Raw genomic sequence first — 19109 nt, forward strand, 5'->3', positions numbered from 1 at the left:
GGGTTCGTACCGTGGCGCTGTCGCGATGTGTCACGGTTCGGGGCCTGTAACGGCCCTCGGGAGGACGTTGTGCGCTACGTCATCGAGGTGTTCCGCTCCCCCGGGGGCGTGCACGGCAATGTGGTGGGCGAGAGCTGCGAGGAAGGGGACACGGGCCCCCGCACGCAGTTCCACGGCTGGCTCGAACTGCTCTCGCTGCTCGAACCACCTCCGGACGCCGCGTCCGCGGAGTCCGGAGAGTGCGCCTGCGCGGCGGGTGACGACTCCTGTGACTCCTGATACCGGCTCGCGTGAACCGGCTCTTCGGGAGTGGCGAATCGGCTTGTACCGGGAGCGGTTCCGGCATCATCGTGGACGTTCAGGGCCACGCACCCGGCACGGTACGCCGGCACAGTCCAGGCGTCCGTACCGGGTGCCGACATATGGGGGCGGTGATGACGTCCGGCGACACACTGAGCGGCCATGTCCCCTCACCGGCACCCCATGAGGCGTTCTCCGGCCGTACACGCGAACTGGCGGCGCTCCAGGAGGAGTTCCGCCAGGCACGCGAGGGCGCGCCGCGTCTCGTCCTGATCGACGGACCCGGCGGCATCGGCAAGTCCGCGCTGGTGCGCAGGTTTCTGGACACGGCGGGCGACGCCGGTGTGCTCCAGGCCAGCGGCGAGGAGAACGAGAGCGCGCTGCCCTGCGGGGTACTCGCCCAGTTCGTCGGGCAGAGTCCCATCCCGCTGCCGGACAGCCTGGGTTCGCTGGTCCGCACGCCCGGCTCGGCGCCCGGCAACCTGCCGCCGCTCGCCGCCGGCTTCGGACTGCTCGACCTGCTGAGCGAACTGCAGGACAAGGGCCCTGTCATCATGGTGCTCGACGACGCCCACTGGGCCGACTCCGCGTCACTGAACGCGCTGACGTTCGCGCTGCGGCGGCTGCGCGTCGACAAGGTCCTCGCGATCGTGACGGCGCGGGACCCGCAGGCCCCTCAACTGCCCGACGGGATACGCCGGCTGCTGGCCGACGTCCGCACCCGGCGCATTCCCCTGCACGGCCTCAGCCCGGACGAACTGGGCTCCCTCAGCGCGCAGATGGGCAGCAACCGGTTGCCGCATTCCGCGTCCGTACGCCTGCGGGACCACACGCACGGCAACCCGCTGCACGCCCGCGCCCTCCTGGACCAGGTGCCCGCGCACGTCCTGCGGGACGTGACCACACCGCTGCCCGCGCCGCGTTCGTACGCCATGCTGGTGCTCGCCAGCCTCGCCGAGTGCGGGCCCCAGGCGCTGCGGCTCGTCCAGGCCGTCAGCGTGCTCGGGCTCTCCTGCCCGCTGAGCGTGGCCGCCTCCCTGGCCCGTGTCACCGCGCCTCTGCCGGCGCTCGAACGAGCCGTCAAGGCGGGGTTGTTGAGGGAGACTCACCCGGGCGCCGCTCCCGAGATCGCCTTCCCGCACCCCCTCGTCCATGCCGCGGTCTACCAGGACATCGGCCCCGCCCATCGCGCCGATCTGCACACGCGGGCCGCCGCCCTGGTCGACGACGACTACGCGAGCCTGCGCCACCGGGTGCTCGCCGCCACGGGCCCGGACGAGCACCTGGCCGCCGCCCTCGCCGCCTGCGCGCGGCGCGAGGCGGCCACCGGCCGCTGGGCGGTGGCCGGCACCCACCTGCGGCACGCCTCACGGGTGGCGACGACCGACCTGGAGCGCGACCGGCTCGCCGTCGAGGCGGTCGAGGCGCTGCTGCTCGACGGCCGCGTCCACGAGTCCGCCGAGCTGGCGGCGGGACTGCCGCCCGGCGCGGACCCGGCGCTGCGCGGTTACGTACGCGGATATGTGGCACGTGTCCAGGGCCGCATGGAGCAGGCCCAGACCCTGCTCGTCGACGCCTGGAACCAGTGCGACCACGAGAGCGACCCCTCGCTGGCGGCGCGCGCGGCGGAGCAGTTGAGCTACGCCGCCGTGATGCGCGGGCGCTCCTCCGACGCCGCACAGTGGGCCGAGCGTGCCCAGCGGCTCTCCACCCTCCAGGGGCCGAGCCGGATGCTGCGCTTCAACCATCTCCTCGCGCTGGGGCTCAGCGGGTTCGCCAAGAAGGGCATCGAACTTGCCGGTGACCTTCCCGATCCGCTTCTCGTGCCGCCCTCGAACATCGATCTGCTGCTTGCCCGCGGCCAGTTGCGGCTCTGGTCGGACGACCTGCTCGGCGCCCGGGCCGACCTGCTCGGTGCGGTCGCCAACTGCCGCAAGGGAACAGTGCCGTTGCGGCTGCTCTCGGCCTCCGCGCTCGCGCAGACCCTGCACCGGCTCGGCGACTGGGACGAGGCGCTCATCCACGCCGAGGCGTCCGCCTCGATCGCCGACGACAGCGAGCAGTCGTGGCTGAAGCCCGTCACCCACGCCATCGCCAGCTGGATCCTCTCGGCACGCGGCTCATGGGACCGCGCCTCGGCACACCTGCGGCTCGCCCTGGACGCGCCGGGCTGCGACGAGAGCGCCCTCGCCTACGCGTACGCGGCATCGGCGCACGGGGCCTTCGCAGAGGCCCGCGCGGAGCCGGAGCGGGTGGTCGAAGCGCTGCGGCCGCTCCTTGAGTTCGCCTCGCACGACGGGGTGAACGAACCGGGAGTGGTGGCCTGGCGTGAGCTCCTCGTCGACGCTCTGATCCAGCTCGGCGACCTCGACGAGGCGCAGGCGGTCCTGCTGCCCTACGAGGAGCGGGCGCAGGCACGCGGGCAGCACGGGGCGCTGTCCGCCGCGGCCCGGGTGCGCGGCAATCTGCACGCGGCGCGCCGGGAGACGGACCGCGCCCAGGCGGCATTCCTGCGCGCGCACGACCAGGCGGCGCAGATCCCCTCCCCGTTCGGCCGCGCCCGCGTCCAGCTCGACCACGGGGCGTTCTTGCGCAGGGTCGGCCGCCGCTCGGTCGCCGTGGCCCAGCTCCAGGCGGCGTACACGACGCTGAAAGAACTGGAGGCATCGCCCTATCTGGCGCGCTGCGAACGGGAGTTGGACGCCTGCGGGCGGGCGGCGCCCCCGCGGCCCGCACACGATCCGGCGGCCGCCGACTCCGCCGCCGATGGCCTCACCCCGCAGGAGCTGGCCGTCGCGCGCCTCGCGTCGCAGGGCTTCACCAACCGGCAGATCGCCACCGCGCTCGCACTGAGCGTCAAGACCATCGAGTACCACCTGGGCCACACCTATACGAAGCTCGGGATCACCTCGCGTATCGGGCTCGTACAGCACTTCGCCCCCCAGGCCCGGCGCACGTCGTCCTAGACACGGCAGACATGGCGGCCTCCCCTGGCCGGAGCCCCGGCACACCGGGGTTATCCCTGGGCGGTTCCCTGAGGCACCCCTGCCCCTGTCCGGCGTAGTTTCTTGGCTGGTCAGGGGATGGGATGCACGACTGGGGGAGCGCAGATGGCTGTCACGGAATGTCCGGCGGTACGCGGCGACGCACCACCGGCCCTGCGGCTGCGGCTGCTGGGGGGATTTCATCTCAGCCGCGGCGACGGCGACGGCGACGGACAGGTCGACGTGCCGGCCAGCGGACAGCAGTTGCTCGCCCTCCTCGGGCTGCGGGGTCCCGCGACACGCTCGGTGCTCGCGGGCACCCTGTGGCCCGACGTCACCGAGGACCGGGCGCGGGCATGCCTGCGCACCGCCATCTGGCGCCTGAACGCGGCGGGTTCAGCCGTCTGCGGCCCCCGGCCCGGGGTGCTCGCACTCAGCCGGCGGGTCCGGATGGACATCGAGGACTTCACCGCCACGGCTCACCACATACTCGCGGCCCCGGCCGAGGGAACCGGGGTCGCGTGCTCCGCGCTGATGGACAGGGGCGAACTGCTGCCCGGCTGGCACCAGGACTGGGTGGTGTTCGAGCGCGAGCGGCTGCATCAGATGCGGCTGCACGCGCTGGAGGCCCTTTCCGCGCGGCTCGTCGCGCACGAGCAGTACGCCCCCGCCCTGGAGGCCGCGCTGGAGAGCACCCGGGTCGATCCGCTGCGCGAGAGCGCGCACCGTGCGGTCGTGACGGTGCACATCGCCGAGAACAACCTCGTGGAGGCGGTGCGTCACTTCAAGGCGTTCCGCGGGCTGCTCCGCGCGGAGCTCGGCGTCGAACCCTCGGAGCAGTTCCGCACGATGGTGCGCCACGCGCTGACCTGACGGATACGAGGGGAAGGCGAGGGGCGCCATGAGGACCGGGACCGCGGCGGGGGTTCCACAAGAACGGGTGACGTGCCACCACGTCACCGCCGGCCCGGCTGTCCGTGCGCGTTCGGGGGTGCACGGGCCGCGGGCCGGCCAACCCGCCCCTGCCGGTCGCGTTGGGGGACGCGGCCGGCAGGCCACCGACGTTCCGCCACGCACGGTCACGGGGGTGCCGAGCGCGGCCTGGGACGCCGGTAGCGGTGACGGCTCCGGCCGGCGATGCCTCCCGGGGCCGTCACCGTTCTCCGTTCACTCCCCCTGCGGGCGCCTGAGCTTCTCGATGGCCTGGTCGACCGCCCTGTGCGGCAGCCCGGTCCTGCGTGACAGGTCCTGCGGCTCCATGCTGCGCAGTACGTCGTCGACGCTTCTGTCCTCGACGCTCGCGATCTCGCACACGTAGCGCCGGACCCGGTCGACCGGGTCGACGGCCCGGGAGCGCCTCGCCGCGCGGGTGTTCGCCGCCTCCGGTGGGACGAGGCCGCCGCGCGCCGCGATGTCCGGCCGGGGCTCCTGCTCCAGCCAGGTCGTCCAGACCCCGCGCCCGACCAGGTGACCCGCCGCGCTCTCGGCCGGCGAACCGTCCTGGAGGATCCCCGGGTCCGCCGAGTCCGCCCGGACCAGCAGCCGGCAGGAGGCCGCGAGCATGGGCGGTGAAGCGACCGGCGGCACCGGCTCGTCGAGCAGCGTGCACAGCGCGGCGATGTCCGGCTGGACGGGGGCGTACGTGACGAGCCGGTCCAGGATGCTGCCGATCCGCCCCAGGTCGGGGTTCGGGTGCAGCAGCAGGGCATGGGCCCCGATGATGCCGAGGAAGGGGTTGACGTTCCGCGCGTCGAGCAGGCCGTGCAGTTGCCGCGTCGACACGAGGTCGATCCCCTGCCGCAGCCCCGACAGTGCGGCCTCCATGGCGAGGTCCAGGGTGCGGTCGGCCGGCTGCCAGCCCACTCCGCGGGGCACCAGCTGGATCGAGGCGTACTGCGGTTGCGGGCCCTGCGGGCCGTTGCTCACGAACACCAGGGTCGTCCACCCGTCGAGCACGTGCAGCGCCTGCGCGAGGGACAAGCCATCCGCGGGCTGCCTGCGCGTCCTCAACCGGTAGCCACCGGGCGGCAGTTCACCGCTCCAGGCCGCCCACTCCTGTCCGCCGGACGGCTCCCAGCCCCCGGCGCCGCCGTCCACGGGCGCACCGCGCTCGTCGGCGACCTCCAGGGCGAAGGGATCGAGCTGCCATCCCCGGCGCAGGTTGCGGACGAGGACCATCAGGGTCGGCGGCTCCCCGCCGTGCGTCGCCTCGGTGCTCCAGCGCATCGCGGCCGCGCGGTGGTCCTGCCGGGTCGTGGGCGTGCCCTCGACCGGCGTGGCCGTCGGCAGGCGGGGCAGGGCGAGGCGCTCGGTGAACGGCTCGGTGCCGACCTCGACGAAGTGGCTCTGCACCTGTCCGCCGAAGCGCTGCTCGATGCGGTAGATGCCGGGTGGCAGCGTCGTGTCGATGGTGCCCATCGCGTGCGCCACCTCGCGGAACGCGGAGTCCGTGACCGTGACGAGGACCGACGGGGTGTCCGGTATGACGACGAACGGCACCTGCTTCGCCCTCATCTCCCGCGCGCGCCGCCGCTCTTCAGAGCTGGACACCATTCCCACCGCCCGTCATTACCTCGAAGAATCCGTCGTTCTGGAAGTTTTCCGCCGCCCAGCTCTCCGGCGTCGCGCGGTACAGCCCCGGCGCGAGCTTCTCGACGCGTTCCGTGGCGTCGACGAGCAGCCTCAGCGGCGGCTCGTCGGGATCGCCGCCGCGCAGCTGCACCCAGCCCCGGAAGCCGTCCGGGAACCGCAGCGTGACCAAGGGCGTTCCGTTCTCCACGTCACGCGCGAAGATCATCGGAGTGCTGCCCTTGACGAACCTGGGCTGCTGCGGGATCAGCAGGTGCTTCGTGCGGTCCTCCACATGCCGTACGACGTAGTCCGCGAGGCTGTCGGAGGTGATGACCCCCTTGCGGTTGGCGCTGCGGCCGGCCAGACCGTCGAGGAGCGCGGTCGTGAAATGCCCGCGCGCCAGGTCGGGTTCGGCGTTCTGTTCCTCGTAGGCCGGGTCTCCTTGCGAGGTGGCGTACCCCACGAAGCAATCGACCTTCTCCAGCGCGGCCGTCGTGGTGGTGAAGGGCGGCCCGAAGGGGAACATGGAGCCGTTGCCGCTGCTCGTACGGCAGCAGTCCGCGAAGCAGACGATCTCGCGGAACGGCGACGACGTCTCGTACCAGTCCAGGTACTGGCCCACGGCGAGGTGATTGCCGAGCAGGTCGAACGCCGCGTTGGCCATGAGCAGCGCGGTGCTGTTGGGGGGCGTCATGAAACCGTGCCCCGCGAGGAAGAAGTAGAGCCGGGTGCGCTGCCTCGCGGCCTCCCATTCCTCCTCGGGGCGGTCCTCCATCGCCCGCTGGACCGCGCTGTTGGCACGGTAGAGCGCCAGGTCGACGTTCTCCCTGGTGGGTACGGCGGTCATGAAGTCCGCGGTGCGTTCCTGCTCCTCGGTCGCGGTCACCAGCGTGACGTTGGCCTCGGGCACGTCGCCTCCCTCGGGGTCGACGAGCCAGTCACGGAACCGGACCGCATCACCCCGTGCCGCCTGCAGGTCGCTGATGGCCGGATAACGGTTGATGCCGACGACCACGGCGTAGTGCAGGTCGTTCATTCGGATTCTCCCCCTACGTTCGGTCCTCGCGCCGTCAGTCCGCGAGCATCGCCGCCAGGCTCGCGAGGACCTGCGGGTCGTCGTCGAACGCGACGTGGCTGAGTGCCCCCGCGCTCAGCCCTGGGCCGCCGTCACCCGGTGACCACACCGTGCGCGCGGGGTCCGCCCGCAGGAAGCCGCGCAGGTCGTCGGAGTCGGGGCCAAGAGCGGTCGGGTCGAGATACCAGCGCTGCAGGCCCGCGACGGGCATGACGGCGGACCGCCGGGACGGGCCGCGCTCCAGGACACCGGAGATGAAGTACAGCAGCGACCTCGGGTACAGGAACGGCACGAGGTGGTCGGCCTGCTCCGCTCGGTCGGTCATGGTGAACATCCGTAGCCGGTCGAAGAGTTCGGCCTGGCGGCGGATCACGGGCGCGAGCTGCCCCACCGTGCAGGCCGGCGCGAGGAGCACCACGTCCCGCAGCCTGAAGTCGGCGGGGAGCGGGTCGTCGACCGCGGCGCGCCTGCGCACCAGGTCGTCGAGGAGGTTGCCGATGAACACGGCGCCCGCGCTGTGGCCGACCACGGTCACCTGGGGGCGGGTGCCTGAGGCGAGCAGCTCGGCGAACCGGTCGAGGAAGTACCGTCCGGCGCGGACCTCGTGGTCCGCGGCGGTGAAGGTGTCCGCGGTCTGCCGCTTCATCGCGTCCCAGATGGCGGCGCCCACGTTGGCGAGGTAGAACTCGCGGAGGATCTCCTCGACGACCGTCGTGTAGAGCCCGTGGTCGTTGCGCTGCCGGAAGCGGCCGACGACGGCCGCCACGACGCGCACCGTCTTGCGCACCATCAACGCGGTGCTCACCAGGGCGCGTTCCCCGGTGGCCGCCCGGTCCGCGAGGTCGGCCACGATGTCCGGTGACATCAGTGTGGCCGCCGCGGCACGCCCCCCGACGATGTCTCGCGCCGCGGCGACCGGCTCTGTGGGGGTGGGTCCGGCCTGCGGCATCACCGAGTTGACGATCTCCCGGGTGCGCTCGGCCAGTTCGGTGTCCGCCGAGAGTTCGGCGGCGATCTGCCGCTGCTCGTCCTCGTTCAGGGGCGGCACCTCGGGCGGGGCGGTCAGCCGCGCGTAAGGCTCCTGTCCCGCCCTGACCCGGGCGAGTTCGGCTGCTACAGCCCTCGGGGAGGGGGTGACCACCGCCCCGAGGGCTCGCTGTCCCGGCTCCCGGAACACGGTGCCGGTGGCATAACGGGTGACCCTGTTGAGCAGCGTACGGAAGACGCTCTCGTTCAGGATCTGTGGCAGGTTGCCCCGCAGGGTCTCCAGGAGCCCGCTGCTCCACACGAAGAAGACGGGCTCCGCGCCCGCCGCCTCGTACACGGGAGCGAGCCGCGCGGCGGTGGCGAACCCCAGCGTGTCGTCGATGAGTCCGCCGTGGAAGTGGAGGACCACACGCCGCCGGTCCTTGAGGCCGGCCACGAGCTCGTCGATGTCGGCGGTGGTGGTCGAGGCGAGTCGACCACCCTGCCTGCTGTGGATGCACCGCTCACGGTAGGAAGCCATGCCCAGGAAGGTAGGGCGGCGCCACCGCCACGACATCGGGGACGGGCTCAGGGATAACCCCGGACCGGGAACGGCCGGGAGCGGCTAGGACCCCGAGGCAGGACCCATCCATTCCGCCTCGTAGCCCGCATAGGTCCCGTCGTGGGTGGCCAGGTGCGTGAACTGGTCGACGTACGCCTTGAACTCGTCGTCCCCGCGGGGCAGCGCGTAGGCCTTCTCGGAGAAGGTGAAGGGCTTGTCGGGGTGCAGGGAGCAGAGCTCGGGGTGGATCTTGGACTGGTAGCGGGTCTCGCTCGCGTCGGTCATCATCACGTCCGCGCGGCCCTCGATGATCTCCTGGAAGATCGTGGTGTTCTCCGGGTGCTGCTTGATGGTGGCCTGCTTGACGTTCTCGCGCGCGAACTGTTCGTTCGTTCCGCCGGGGTTGACGATGACGGTGGTGCCCGGCTTGTCGATGTCCTTGAGCGTGCCCTCGCCGAACTTCTCCTTGTCCGCGCAGCGCACGATCGGCGTCTTGCCGTCCTCGCGGGTCGGCTCGCCGAAGTAGACCTGGCGGGCGCGCGGCAGGGTGATGGAGACACCGCCGACCGCGATGTCACAGCGTCCCGCCGCGACGTCCTTGGTGAGGTTCGCCCAAGTGGTGTGCACGTACTCGGGCTTGGCGTCCAGACTCTCCGCCAGGTCCTCGGCCATCTTGATGTCCACGCCGCTGTACGTCTTGTCGGTGGGGTCGAGGTGCGTGAACGGGCGGTAGTCGCCGGTGGTGCAGACCCGCAGGACGCCCGATCTCGGCACGGAGTCCAGCAGGCTGCCGTGGTGTCGGTCCTTGCCGCGCGCCGCGTCGGGTGACGCGGGCGCGGCGGCCGTGACGGCGAGCAGGCAGACCAGGGCGGACAGGGTGGCGGCACGCTTCACGGGGGCTCCTCCGTACGGGTTCGCGGCTCGAAGGGATCACCTTCGCAGAAGCGATCTGGCTGGTGAAGTCCCTTCTCATCAGGCGATCACCGGCTCTTCAGGCGAGCGGCGTCAGCCGGGTTGCCGTCAGGTCCGGGCCCGCCCCGGTGGCGTACGCGTCCTCGTCGAACGGGTAGAGCGGGCGCTCCACACGGTGGTGGCCGAGCCGCGGCAGGTCCTGGTCGACGCCGCCCGGGGTGAGGGCGAGGAGCCAGTCGGCAGCCATGTCGTGCAGCTCGGGCTCCAGATAGCCGATCTTCACGACCACCAGGTCGAAGGTGCGCGGGTCGATGCCGAGGCCGCCATCGGCCGGGCCCATGAAGTCCGCGAGGGTGTGGAACGGCTTGCGGCGCTCGACCAGGATCACGGTCAGGCCACCGGTCCGTACCGCCGCCATGTCGACGCCACGGTCGTAGGCGCCGCCCTCCGCCCGGTCCCGCTGCTCGGTCGCGCACTGCAACGCCACGACTGTGCCGGTGAGTTCGTACGGTCCGCCGTGGTTCGCGTCGACCTTGCCGCCCACGCTCAGGGTGACCTCGGCGCCCACTCCGGCCGCGAAGCAGCGGGCCACGGCGACCGGGTCGGTGATGCCGGGGTGGACGGCGGTGACCTTCCCGGAGCGGAGGTCCTCGTTTTCCAGGAGTTTGCCCAGCATGTACGCGAGGTCGCCGGCGCCGCCCGCCGTCGGGTTGTCGCCGGAGTCGCTGATCAGGAAGGGCCGCTTGTCCGAGGCCACGGCCTTCGCGACGCACTCCTCGGCGCCGCCGGTCGGCCCGACGAAGACGAAGTCACGGCGCGCGTCCCAGTACCGGCGTGCGAGCTTCTCGGCCTCGGCGGCGGCCAGTTCGGGGTCGTCGCCGGTGACGACGATCGCGGCCTTGCAGCGCGGTTCGTCCGCCCAGGCGTAGCCGACCCACAGGGCGGCGTCGAGGATGCCGTCCAGCTTCTCGACGTCGGCGAGCGAGGCGTAGAGGGACTTGGCGGGCTCCAGGCGGGTGCTGGTCTTCTCGCCGGGCAGGAGCACCGGCACCTGCACCCAGGCGCGGTGCGGCCGCACCCCGTCGCGCAGACAGCGCACGAGGTTGCGGGCGGCGCGCTCGCGGGTCTCCCAGGCGTCCTCGTGCGGGGCGAGGCGGTGCGCGGTGAGCAGGTCGACGGGCTCGGCGAACCGGCGTGAGACGTTGCCGTGCAGGTCCATGGCGGTCGAGATCATCGGGCGGCCGCCGTCGGGGGTGCCGACGGCGTCGAGGGCGGCGCGGACGGCTTCCGTCAGGTCGGCCTCGGCGTCGGTCAGGCCGATGACGCTCATCGCGCCGTGGATGTCGTACACGAGGCCGTCCAGGGGGCCCGCTTCCCGTATGCGCGTGACCAGTTCGTCCTTGAGGAGCAGGTACGACTCCGCTTCCACCGGGCCGCCGGGCAGCGAGGTCGCGTGCAGGAGCGGCACCCATTCGACGGTGTACGCCAGGTCCGCGTCCGGCCGGGTCCAGGTGTAGCGGTCCAGGAGGTCCTGGCCGCGGGTCTGGCGGAAGTCGTCCGTGGTGGAGCGGTGCGGGCAGAAGGTGGAGGACTCGATGCCGATGCCGCCGATGCCGATACGGAGGCGACGCTGGTGGGTTGCGGGGGTGGTCATGCCTGGACGCTCTCTTCCTGGGGTGCCGGGGTGGTCGGGAGGTTCTGGCGCAGGGCGGTGAGGCCGGCGCCGAGGAGGCCCGCGTCGCGCCCTGTCACGGTGGTGGTGATCTCCAGGTCCGCGGTGGCCAGGGGCAGACAGCGCTCGTAGAGGACACCGCGTACGGCGGCGACGAGCGGTTCGGCGGTGGCGAGGACACCGCCGAGGGCGACTGCCTGGGGGTTGAAGAAGTTCACGACGACGGACAGGACCGTGCCGATGTGCCGGCCGGCGGTGCGCACGAGCGTGGTGGCCTGCGGGTCGCCGTCGGCGACGAGCCGCAGGAGTTCGGTGGTGTCCTCCACCTCGACGCCCTGCAGGGCGAGTTCGCGGATGAGGGCGGCGCCGCTCGCCACGGTCTCCAGGCAGCCGATGTTGCCGCAGCTGCACGGACGGTCGCCCGCCGCCTCGATGCGTACGTGGCTGATGTCGCCCGCCGAGCCGTTGGCGCCGTCGTGCGGTCGGCCCGCGACGATGACGCCGCTGCCGATGCCGCGGCCCGCCTTGACGACGACCATGTGGTCGAGTCCGGGGCGTGCGGTGCGGTGTTCGCCGACGGCCATCATCGTGGCGTCGTTGTCGACGGTGACGGGGATGCCGAGGCGTTCGGCGAGGACGTCACGCAGCGGGTAGCGGTGCCAGCCGGGCATGCGGGAGGGGCTCAGGACGCGGCCCTCCGCGGGCTGCACGGGCCCCGGGAAGGCGACACCCAGGGCGCGGACGGTGCGGCCCGCCGCACGCTGCCGGGCGCCCAGTTCGGCGACCTGCCCGCAGAGCCAGTCGACGGCGGACTCGGGTCCGGCGGTGATGTCGTGCGGCAGGTCGACGGCGTCCAGGACGGTGCCGCCGAGGTCGACGACGCCGATGCGCGCGTGGTGGCTGCCGAGGTCGGCGGCAAGGGCGACACCGCCTTGTGCCCGGACGCGCAGGAGCCGGGGGCGGCGGCCGCCGCGTGAGGCGCCCTCGCCGGATTCGGTGAGCACGCCCGCGGTGACGAGTTCCTGCACGCGCAGCGACACGGTGGAGGGGGCGAGCCCCAGTTCCCGTACGAGATCGGCCCGGGACGAGGCGGCGCCCGAGGAGACCAGCTGCAGGATGTGCTGCGCCGACCCCGGTTCGCCGTGCGGTGTTCCGGCCATGCCGCCCCCAGTTGCTTCGATCAGTTCGTTCGACATCGGGAGGAACACTAGGTCCCTTCGAAGCAAGTTGGCCAGACCCTCCCGACTTTAGGACTTCTTGCCGAACGAAGCTCTTGACTTGATTTTGTCGCCAGACCTAGCGTTCAGGCGCCGCCCGTCGATCTCCGGCACGGTCCGGCTCTCGCATCCTTGGAGGCCCTTCGCCATGCGCTCACGGCGATCACGTCCCCGCGCCCGGCGCCGGGCGCTCATAGCCGCGGCGGCCACCGTCGCCGCGCTCGCCCTCACGGCGGTCACCGGCTGCACACAGGAGGGCGGCCGCGTCGACATGGGCCCCACCGGCGGCACTCCGGTCGAGGGCGGCACCGCCACGATGGCCCTGCCGCCCGCCGCGACACCGAACTGGATCTTCCCGATCGGCGCCCCCGGTTACGGGGCCTCGTACAACTACGGCATCCAGTCGCTGCTCTTCATGCCGGTGTACGACGCCGTGCAGGAGAAGGGCGAGCTGACCACGCACGGCCCGAGCACGCTGGGCAAGCAGCCGGAGTTCAGCGACGGCAACAAGACGGTGACCGTGCACCTGCGCGAGGGCGTGACGTGGTCCGACGGGAAGCCGGTCACCTCGCGGGACATCGAGTTCTGGTTCAACCTCGTCAAGGCCAACAAGACGAGCTGGGGCAATTACTCGGTCGGCACGATGCCCGACAACGTCAAGCGGCTGGAGACGGTCGACGACCACACCGTGCGGCTGCACCTGAGCCGCGCCTACAACCCGGACTGGTTCACCGCCAACCAGCTCACCCTGATGCGCGCCCTCCCCCAGCACGCCTGGGACGCCAAGGCCGACGGCGGCGAGGTCGGCGACTGGGACCGCACAAAGTCCGGCGCCAAGGCCGTTTTCGCGCGGCTCACGCGGCACGCCAAGAGCCTCGGGTCCTACGGTTCGGACCCGCTCTGGAAGACGGTCAACGGCCCCTGGAAGCTGGCGGGCTGGCGCGACAGCGGTCAGGTCACCATCGTCCCGAACGAGAAGTACACCGGTCCGAAGTCGCAGCGCCCGCACCTCGACAAGGTCGTCTTCAAGCCCTTCACCACGGCCGACTCCGAGTACAACGTCCTGCGCTCGGGTGGCGTCGACTACGGCTACATCCCGCCGTCGGTGATGGCGCAGAAGGAGAAGTTCGAGGAGAAGGGTTACCGCACCGACCCCTGGGAGGGCTGGGCGGCGACGTACATCGTCTACAACTTCAACTCCACGCACGCGGGTCCGATGATGGACCAGCTCTACATCCGCCGGGCGATGCAGCATCTCGTCGACCAGAAGGCGATGAGCGACGTCATCTGGCAGGGCAGCGCGACGCCGACGCTCGGCCCGGTGCCGGTGACGCCGAAGAGCCAGTACCTGTCCGAGGCGATGGAGAAGAACCAGTACCCCTTCGACGTGCGGAAGGCGAAGGCGCTCCTCACCGGGCACGGCTGGAAGACGCAGGACGGCACCGCCCGCTGCGTACGCCCCGGAACGGGCGCCGACGAGTGCGGCAAGGGCATCGCGAAGAACGCCCCACTCGAACTCACCCTGCTCTCCCAGTCCGGCTCGACCGAGACCACGAACATGATGCAGGAGCTCAAGTCCTCGCTCTCCAAGGGCGGGATCGACCTGACCGTGCGTCAGCAGCCGCTGAACTCGGTGCTCGGCAACTCCGTTCCCTGCACGGCGAAGGATCCCGGCTGCGACTGGGACATGTCCTTCTTCGGTACGGCCGGCAGTTGGTACTACCCGCTCAACCCGAGCGGTGAGCAGCTCTTCTCCACCGGCGCTTCGGCCAACTTCGGCAACTACAGCGACAAGAAGGCGGACCGGATCATCCGCGGCGTGCAGTACTCGCCCGACATGAAGGCCGTGCACGAGTACGGCGAGTACCTCGCCGAGCAGCTCCCGGTGATGTGGATGCCCAACCCCGCCTACCAGGTCTCCGTGATCCGCAACGACTTGCGGGGCGTCAGCCAGAACCCGACCGTCACCTTCGCGCCGCAGGACTGGTACTACGTCAAGAAGAAGGGAGCCGACAAGTGACCGGCTTTCTGGTCAAGCGCTTCCTTCAGGCGCTGGTCGTGCTGTTCCTGGTCTCGATCATCGTCTTCACGCTGCTCCACATGCTGCCCGGCGGCCCCGCACGCGCCATCCTCGGCCCGAAGGGCACGCCGCAGCAGATCGAGACCTTCAACCACCAGCAGGGGTACGACCGTTCGCTGCCCGCGCAGTACCTGATGTACCTGAAGCGTCTCTTCACCGGCGATCTCGGCGAGTCGTTCAAGCTCAACTCTCCGGTCCTCGACCTGCTCAAGCAGCGCCTGCCGAAGACGCTGCTCCTGACGGTGCTCTCCACCGCGCTCGCCGTGGTCATCGCCGTCCCGCTCGGTCTGCTCCAGGCGGTGCGGCGCGGCAAGGCGTCGGACTACGCGCTGACGGGGCTCGCCTTCCTGCTCTACGCGACGCCGGTGTTCTTCCTCGGCCTCATCATGATCATCCTGTTCGCGCAGGTGATGCCGATCCTCCCGGCGGAGGCACCGCAGGGCGAGAGCGTCGGTGAACTGCTCGGCGACTTCACGGGGTTGGTGCTCCCCGTCGTCACCATGGCGTTCGGCATCGTGGCGATGTTCAGCCGCTACATGCGCTCGGCGGTCCTCGACAACCTCACCGAGGAATACGTCCGTACGGCGATGGCCAAGGGCCAGTCCAGCCGCCGGATCATGGTCCGGCACGTCCTGCGCAACGCGCTGATCCCCCTCGCGACACTCCTCGGGCTGTATCTGCCGACGCTCTTCAGCGGCGCGCTCGTCGTCGAGTCGATGTTCAACTACCCCGGAATGGGGCTGCTGTTCTGGAACGCGGCACAGGGCTCCGACTTTCCGGTCCTGCTCGGCGTGACGCTCGTCGTCGGCGTCGCCACCGTCGTCGGCTCGCTGCTCACCGACATCCTGTACGCCGTCCTCGACCCCCGGATACGGAGCGTGGCATGAGTACCGCGACCGCAGACGTCACTTCCGGGGCGGCCCCGGGGAACGAGGCGGCGGCCCAGGCCACGCCCTCGCTCGCCCGCCGTACGCTCCAGGTCTTCACCGGCAACAAGCTCGCCCTGACGGGCGTGGTGGTCCTGGTGCTGCTCCTTGCCTTCAGCTACCTCGGGCCGCTCCTGTACTCCACCGAGCAGACGCACACCGACCTGTCCCAGGCGAATCTCGCACCGGGCAGCTCCGGCCATCTCCTCGGCACCACCGACCTCGGCTACGACATGGTGGGGCGGCTGATGGTCGCCGGGCAGACGTCCCTCGAGATCGGCCTGGCGGCAGGTCTCCTCGCGACGCTCTTCGGGACCGTGTACGGGGCCGTCGCGGGGTACTTCGGCGGCTGGGTGGACGCGGCCATGATGCGGATCACGGACGCGGCGCTCGCCATCCCCGCGATGTTCCTGCTCGTCGTGGTCGCCGCGATCATCACACCCAGCAAGGGCGTCCTCATCCTCATCATCGCGTCCGTCGCCTGGCTCTCCCCCGCCCGCCTGGTGCGCGGCGAGGCGCTCTCGCTGCGCGACCGCGAGTACGTACAGGCGATGCGGATGATGGGCGGCGGCGGCGCGCGGGCCGTGTTCAAGCACATCGTGCCGAACGCGATCGGAACGGTCATCGTCAACTGCACCTTCCAGATCGCCGACGCCATCCTCTACGTCAGCTATCTGGCCTTCCTGGGCCTGAGCATTCCGCCGCCCTCGGCCGACTGGGGCTCGATGCTCTCGGCCGGCATCACCTACACCCAGAACGGCTACTGGTGGCTGATCTTCCCGCCGGGCATCGCGATCGTCCTGGTCGTCGCCGCGTTCAACTTCATCGGTGACGGGCTGCGGGACGCCTTCGAAGTACGGCTGCGGAAGTAAGGGAGAACCACAGAGATGACCGAGCCTCTGCTCAAGATCGACGATCTGCGCGTCGACATCGCCTCGCGCGACCGCACCGTCCACGCCCTCGACGGCGTCAGTCTCGAACTCGCCCCGGGTGAGGCCCTGGGCATCGTCGGCGAGTCGGGCTGCGGCAAGACGATGACCGCGCTCAGCGTCCTCGGGCTGCTTCCGCCGGGCGGCGAGATCACGGGCGGCCGCGTCCTGTTCGACGGGCATGACCTGGCCGCGGCCCCCGCCCCGGTCCTTCAGGGCGTACGGGGCAACACCATCGGCATGGTCTTCCAGGACCCGCTCACCTCGCTCAACCCGACGATGACGATCGGCGCGCAGGTGGCCGAGCCGCTCGTCCTGCACCGCCCCGAGCTGAGCAGGAAGGAGACGTGGGAACGGGCCGAGGAGATGCTGCGTCTGGTCGGGATGCCGCAGCCCGCGGAACGCATGAAGGCGTATCCGCACCAGTTGTCCGGCGGCATGCGCCAGCGCGTGGCCATCGCCATGGCCCTGGTCTGCGAGCCGAAACTGCTCATCGCGGACGAGCCGACCACCGCCCTCGACGTGACGACACAGCACCAGATCCTGGAGCTGATCGACGGCCTGCGCGAGCGCCTCGGCATGGCGATGGTCCTGGTCACGCACGACCTGGGCGTCATCGCCAACCGGGTCGACCGGGTCGCGGTGATGTACGCGGGCAAGGTCGCCGAACAGACCGACGTACGCGCCTTGTTCGCGCGGCCCCGGCACCGCTACACGGAGGCACTCTTCGCCTCGCTCCCCGAACGGGCCGCGGACAGCGGCACCGCGCTCCACACGATCCCGGGCCTGCCCCCGAACCTGGCGGCTCGCCCGACCGGCTGCCGCTTCGCGCCGCGCTGCACCTTCGCCACGGACGAGTGCCGTGCACGGGAGCCGCAGCTCACGGACGACCAACTGCGGGGAGCAGAGCACCGGTTCGCCTGCTTCCATCCGGTGCCGGACAACGCGTCACAGGAGGAGGTCGTGATCCCGCGGACCGTGCCCGCGCCGCGCGCGCCCGGTGACGTACTCCTCGAACTCGACGCCCTGGTCAAGGACTTCCCGCTCAAGGGCGGCGCCTTCTCGCGCAGCCGCGGCACGGTGAGCGCGGTCGGCGGGGTGACGCTGAAGGTCCGCAGGGGCGAGACGTTCGGCATGGTCGGCGAGTCCGGGTGCGGCAAGACCACACTCGGCCGGATCGTCGCGGGCCTCGACGAGCCGACGGCCGGGCACGTGCGCTTCGACGGACAGGACCCGGCGCGGATGTCGCGGGCCGAGCGGCGGGCGCACCGGCGGCGCGTGCAGCTGATGTTCCAGGACTCCACGGCCGCCATGGACCCCCGGATGCGGGTGGGCGAGATCCTGCGGGAGCCCCTCGTCATCCAGGGCGTCGGCACCCGCGCCGAGCAGGAGATGCTGATCGCCGAACTCCTGGACGCGGTGGGCCTGCCGCGCGGCGCCGTGCACCGCTACCCCCACGAGTTCTCCGGCGGCCAGCGTCAACGCCTCGGTCTCGCGCGGGCGTTGACGCTCTCCCCTGACCTGGTGGTCGCGGACGAGCCGGTGTCCGCGCTCGACGTCTCCGTGCAGGCGCAGATCCTGAACCTGATGCGGGAGCTGCAGCGAGAACGCGGCCTGACCTATCTGTTCATCTCGCACGACCTGGCGGTGGTGCGCCACCTCGCGGACACCGTCGGCGTGATGTACCTGGGCAAGCTGGTCGAGTCGGGTCCCGCCGAGCAGGTGTACGCCCACCCCCTGCACCCCTACACGCGAGGCCTTCTCGACACGGTCAACCTGCCGGACCCGGACGCGGCGCACGGTGTCGACCGCACCCCCCTGGAGGGCGAGACACCGTCGGCGGCGAAACCGCCGTCGGGCTGCCGGTTCCGTACCCGCTGTCCCGCGGCTCAGGACGTCTGCGCCACCGCCGAACCGCCGGCGAGCACGCCGAACGGTCCGGGACACCAGGTCGCGTGTCACTTCCCCCTGTCCGCGCCTCGGCTAGCGTCGGCAAGGTGAAACTCGCGGAAGCCCTGACCCGACGCCCGCTCGTGCTCGACGGCGGCCTCTCCAACCAGCTGGAGGCCGCCGGGCACGACCTGAGCGACGCCCTGTGGTCGGCACGCCTCCTTGCCGACGAGCCCGGGGCCATCACGGCGGCGCACCGGGCGTACTACGCGGCGGGCGCGGACATCGCCACCACGGCGAGCTACCAGGCGACGTTCGAGGGCTTCGCGCAGCACGGCATCGACGCGCTGAGCACCGCGGAACTGCTGCGCCTGAGCGTGGAGTTGGCCCGCGAGGCGGGAGCGGAGACAGGCCGCGAGGTGTGGGTGGCCGCGTCCGCGGGACCGTACGGCGCGATGCTCGCGGACGGCTCCGAGTACCGGGGCCGCTACGGCCTGACGGTGGCCGAACTCGAACGCTTCCACCGCCCGCGCCTGGAGGTCCTCGCCGACGCGGAACCGGACGTCATCGCCCTGGAGACGGTGCCGGACACCGACGAGGCGCGGGCCCTGCTGCGGGCGGTCCGGGGCCTCGGGGTGCCCGCCTGGCTGTCGTACACCGTCGCCGGGGGCTACACGCGGGCGGGCCAGCCCTTGACGGAGGCCTTCGCGCTGGCCGCCGACGCCGAGGAGATCCTCGCGGTGGGCGTCAACTGCTGCGACCCGCGGGACGCGGACGCGGCGGTGCGCCTCGCCGCGCGGATCACCGGGAAGCCGGTGGTGGCGTACCCGAACAGCGGCGAGACGTGGGACGCGACCGCCAGGGCGTGGCGGGGTCCGGCCCACTTCACCGCGGGCCGGGTCACCAGCTGGCGGGACGCTGGGGCGCGCCTGATCGGAGGCTGCTGCCGGGTGAGGCCGGAAACGATCGCGCAGGTAGCCGCGGAACTGTCCGGGGCCGGGCGCCACACGTGACGGCCGAAGGGG

General features: G+C 71.4%; 14 protein-coding genes. 8 read left to right on the forward strand and 6 right to left on the reverse strand.

Going from position 1 to position 19109, the window contains the following annotated elements:
- Positions 1 to 69: 69 nt before the first annotated feature.
- The 3 genes from ACWGIH_RS26840 to ACWGIH_RS26850 all read left to right on the forward strand — a co-directional run bounded on the left by ACWGIH_RS26840 (position 70) and on the right by ACWGIH_RS26850 (position 4157).
- Complete coding sequence (locus ACWGIH_RS26840; RefSeq protein WP_453449615.1) at positions 70 to 279, forward strand: hypothetical protein; 210 nt, start codon at positions 70 to 72, stop codon at positions 277 to 279.
- A 155-nt stretch (positions 280 to 434) separates the two neighbouring features.
- Complete coding sequence (locus ACWGIH_RS26845) at positions 435 to 3266, forward strand: helix-turn-helix transcriptional regulator (RefSeq protein WP_453449614.1); 2832 nt, start codon at positions 435 to 437, stop codon at positions 3264 to 3266.
- Positions 3267 to 3410: 144 nt separating this feature from the next.
- Entirely contained in the window at positions 3411 to 4157 is a 747-nt protein-coding gene (locus ACWGIH_RS26850; RefSeq protein WP_453449612.1) for an AfsR/SARP family transcriptional regulator, read from the forward strand.
- Between the two features lie 294 nt (positions 4158 to 4451).
- Here ACWGIH_RS26850 and ACWGIH_RS26855 read toward each other — a convergent pair whose 3' ends face one another.
- The 6 genes from ACWGIH_RS26855 to ACWGIH_RS26880 all read right to left on the reverse strand — a co-directional run bounded on the left by ACWGIH_RS26855 (position 4452) and on the right by ACWGIH_RS26880 (position 12238).
- Positions 4452 to 5834, reverse strand: a complete 1383-nt coding sequence (locus ACWGIH_RS26855) for a hypothetical protein (protein ID WP_453449611.1) — start codon at positions 5832 to 5834, stop codon at positions 4452 to 4454.
- Positions 5821 to 6891 (reverse strand): caspase family protein, encoded by a 1071-nt coding sequence (locus ACWGIH_RS26860; protein ID WP_453449610.1) that lies wholly within the window; start codon positions 6889 to 6891, stop codon positions 5821 to 5823. Before ACWGIH_RS26860 ends, ACWGIH_RS26855 begins: the two co-directional genes overlap by 14 nt.
- A gap of 34 nt (positions 6892 to 6925) precedes the next feature.
- A complete protein-coding gene (locus tag ACWGIH_RS26865; protein WP_453449609.1) occupies positions 6926 to 8437 on the reverse strand; it encodes a hypothetical protein in 1512 nt (503 codons plus the stop codon).
- Positions 8438 to 8521: 84 nt separating this feature from the next.
- Positions 8522 to 9352, reverse strand: a complete 831-nt coding sequence (locus ACWGIH_RS26870) for a transporter substrate-binding domain-containing protein (protein WP_453449608.1) — start codon at positions 9350 to 9352, stop codon at positions 8522 to 8524.
- A gap of 97 nt (positions 9353 to 9449) precedes the next feature.
- Positions 9450 to 11024 carry a M81 family metallopeptidase gene (locus ACWGIH_RS26875; RefSeq protein ID WP_453449607.1) on the reverse strand — a complete coding sequence of 525 codons (1575 nt, stop codon included), beginning with the start codon at positions 11022 to 11024 and terminating at the stop codon, positions 9450 to 9452.
- A complete protein-coding gene (locus ACWGIH_RS26880) occupies positions 11021 to 12238 on the reverse strand; it encodes an ROK family protein (RefSeq protein WP_453449606.1) in 1218 nt (405 codons plus the stop codon). Before ACWGIH_RS26880 ends, ACWGIH_RS26875 begins: the two co-directional genes overlap by 4 nt.
- A 169-nt stretch (positions 12239 to 12407) precedes the next feature.
- On the opposite strand from ACWGIH_RS26880, the gene ACWGIH_RS26885 reads away from it, so the two are divergent.
- Genes ACWGIH_RS26885 through mmuM form a run of 5 tightly spaced genes read left to right on the forward strand, consistent with a single transcriptional unit; the run spans position 12408 to position 19097 of the window.
- Entirely contained in the window at positions 12408 to 14279 is a 1872-nt protein-coding gene (locus ACWGIH_RS26885; protein WP_453449605.1) for a peptide ABC transporter substrate-binding protein, read from the forward strand.
- Positions 14276 to 15226: an ABC transporter permease gene (locus tag ACWGIH_RS26890; protein WP_453449604.1), complete on the forward strand. Its 951-nt coding sequence runs from the start codon at positions 14276 to 14278 to the stop codon at positions 15224 to 15226. Before ACWGIH_RS26885 ends, ACWGIH_RS26890 begins: the two co-directional genes overlap by 4 nt.
- A complete protein-coding gene (locus ACWGIH_RS26895) occupies positions 15223 to 16137 on the forward strand; it encodes an ABC transporter permease (RefSeq protein WP_453449603.1) in 915 nt (304 codons plus the stop codon). Before ACWGIH_RS26890 ends, ACWGIH_RS26895 begins: the two co-directional genes overlap by 4 nt.
- A 15-nt stretch (positions 16138 to 16152) precedes the next feature.
- Entirely contained in the window at positions 16153 to 18195 is a 2043-nt protein-coding gene (locus ACWGIH_RS26900; RefSeq protein WP_453449602.1) for an ABC transporter ATP-binding protein, read from the forward strand.
- Complete coding sequence (mmuM, locus tag ACWGIH_RS26905; RefSeq protein WP_453449601.1) at positions 18192 to 19097, forward strand: homocysteine S-methyltransferase; 906 nt, start codon at positions 18192 to 18194, stop codon at positions 19095 to 19097. The genes ACWGIH_RS26900 and mmuM overlap by 4 nt, the downstream gene beginning before the upstream one ends.
- Positions 19098 to 19109 lie beyond the last annotated feature (12 nt).

This window comes from Streptomyces sp. NPDC054872 (assembly GCF_053610705.1).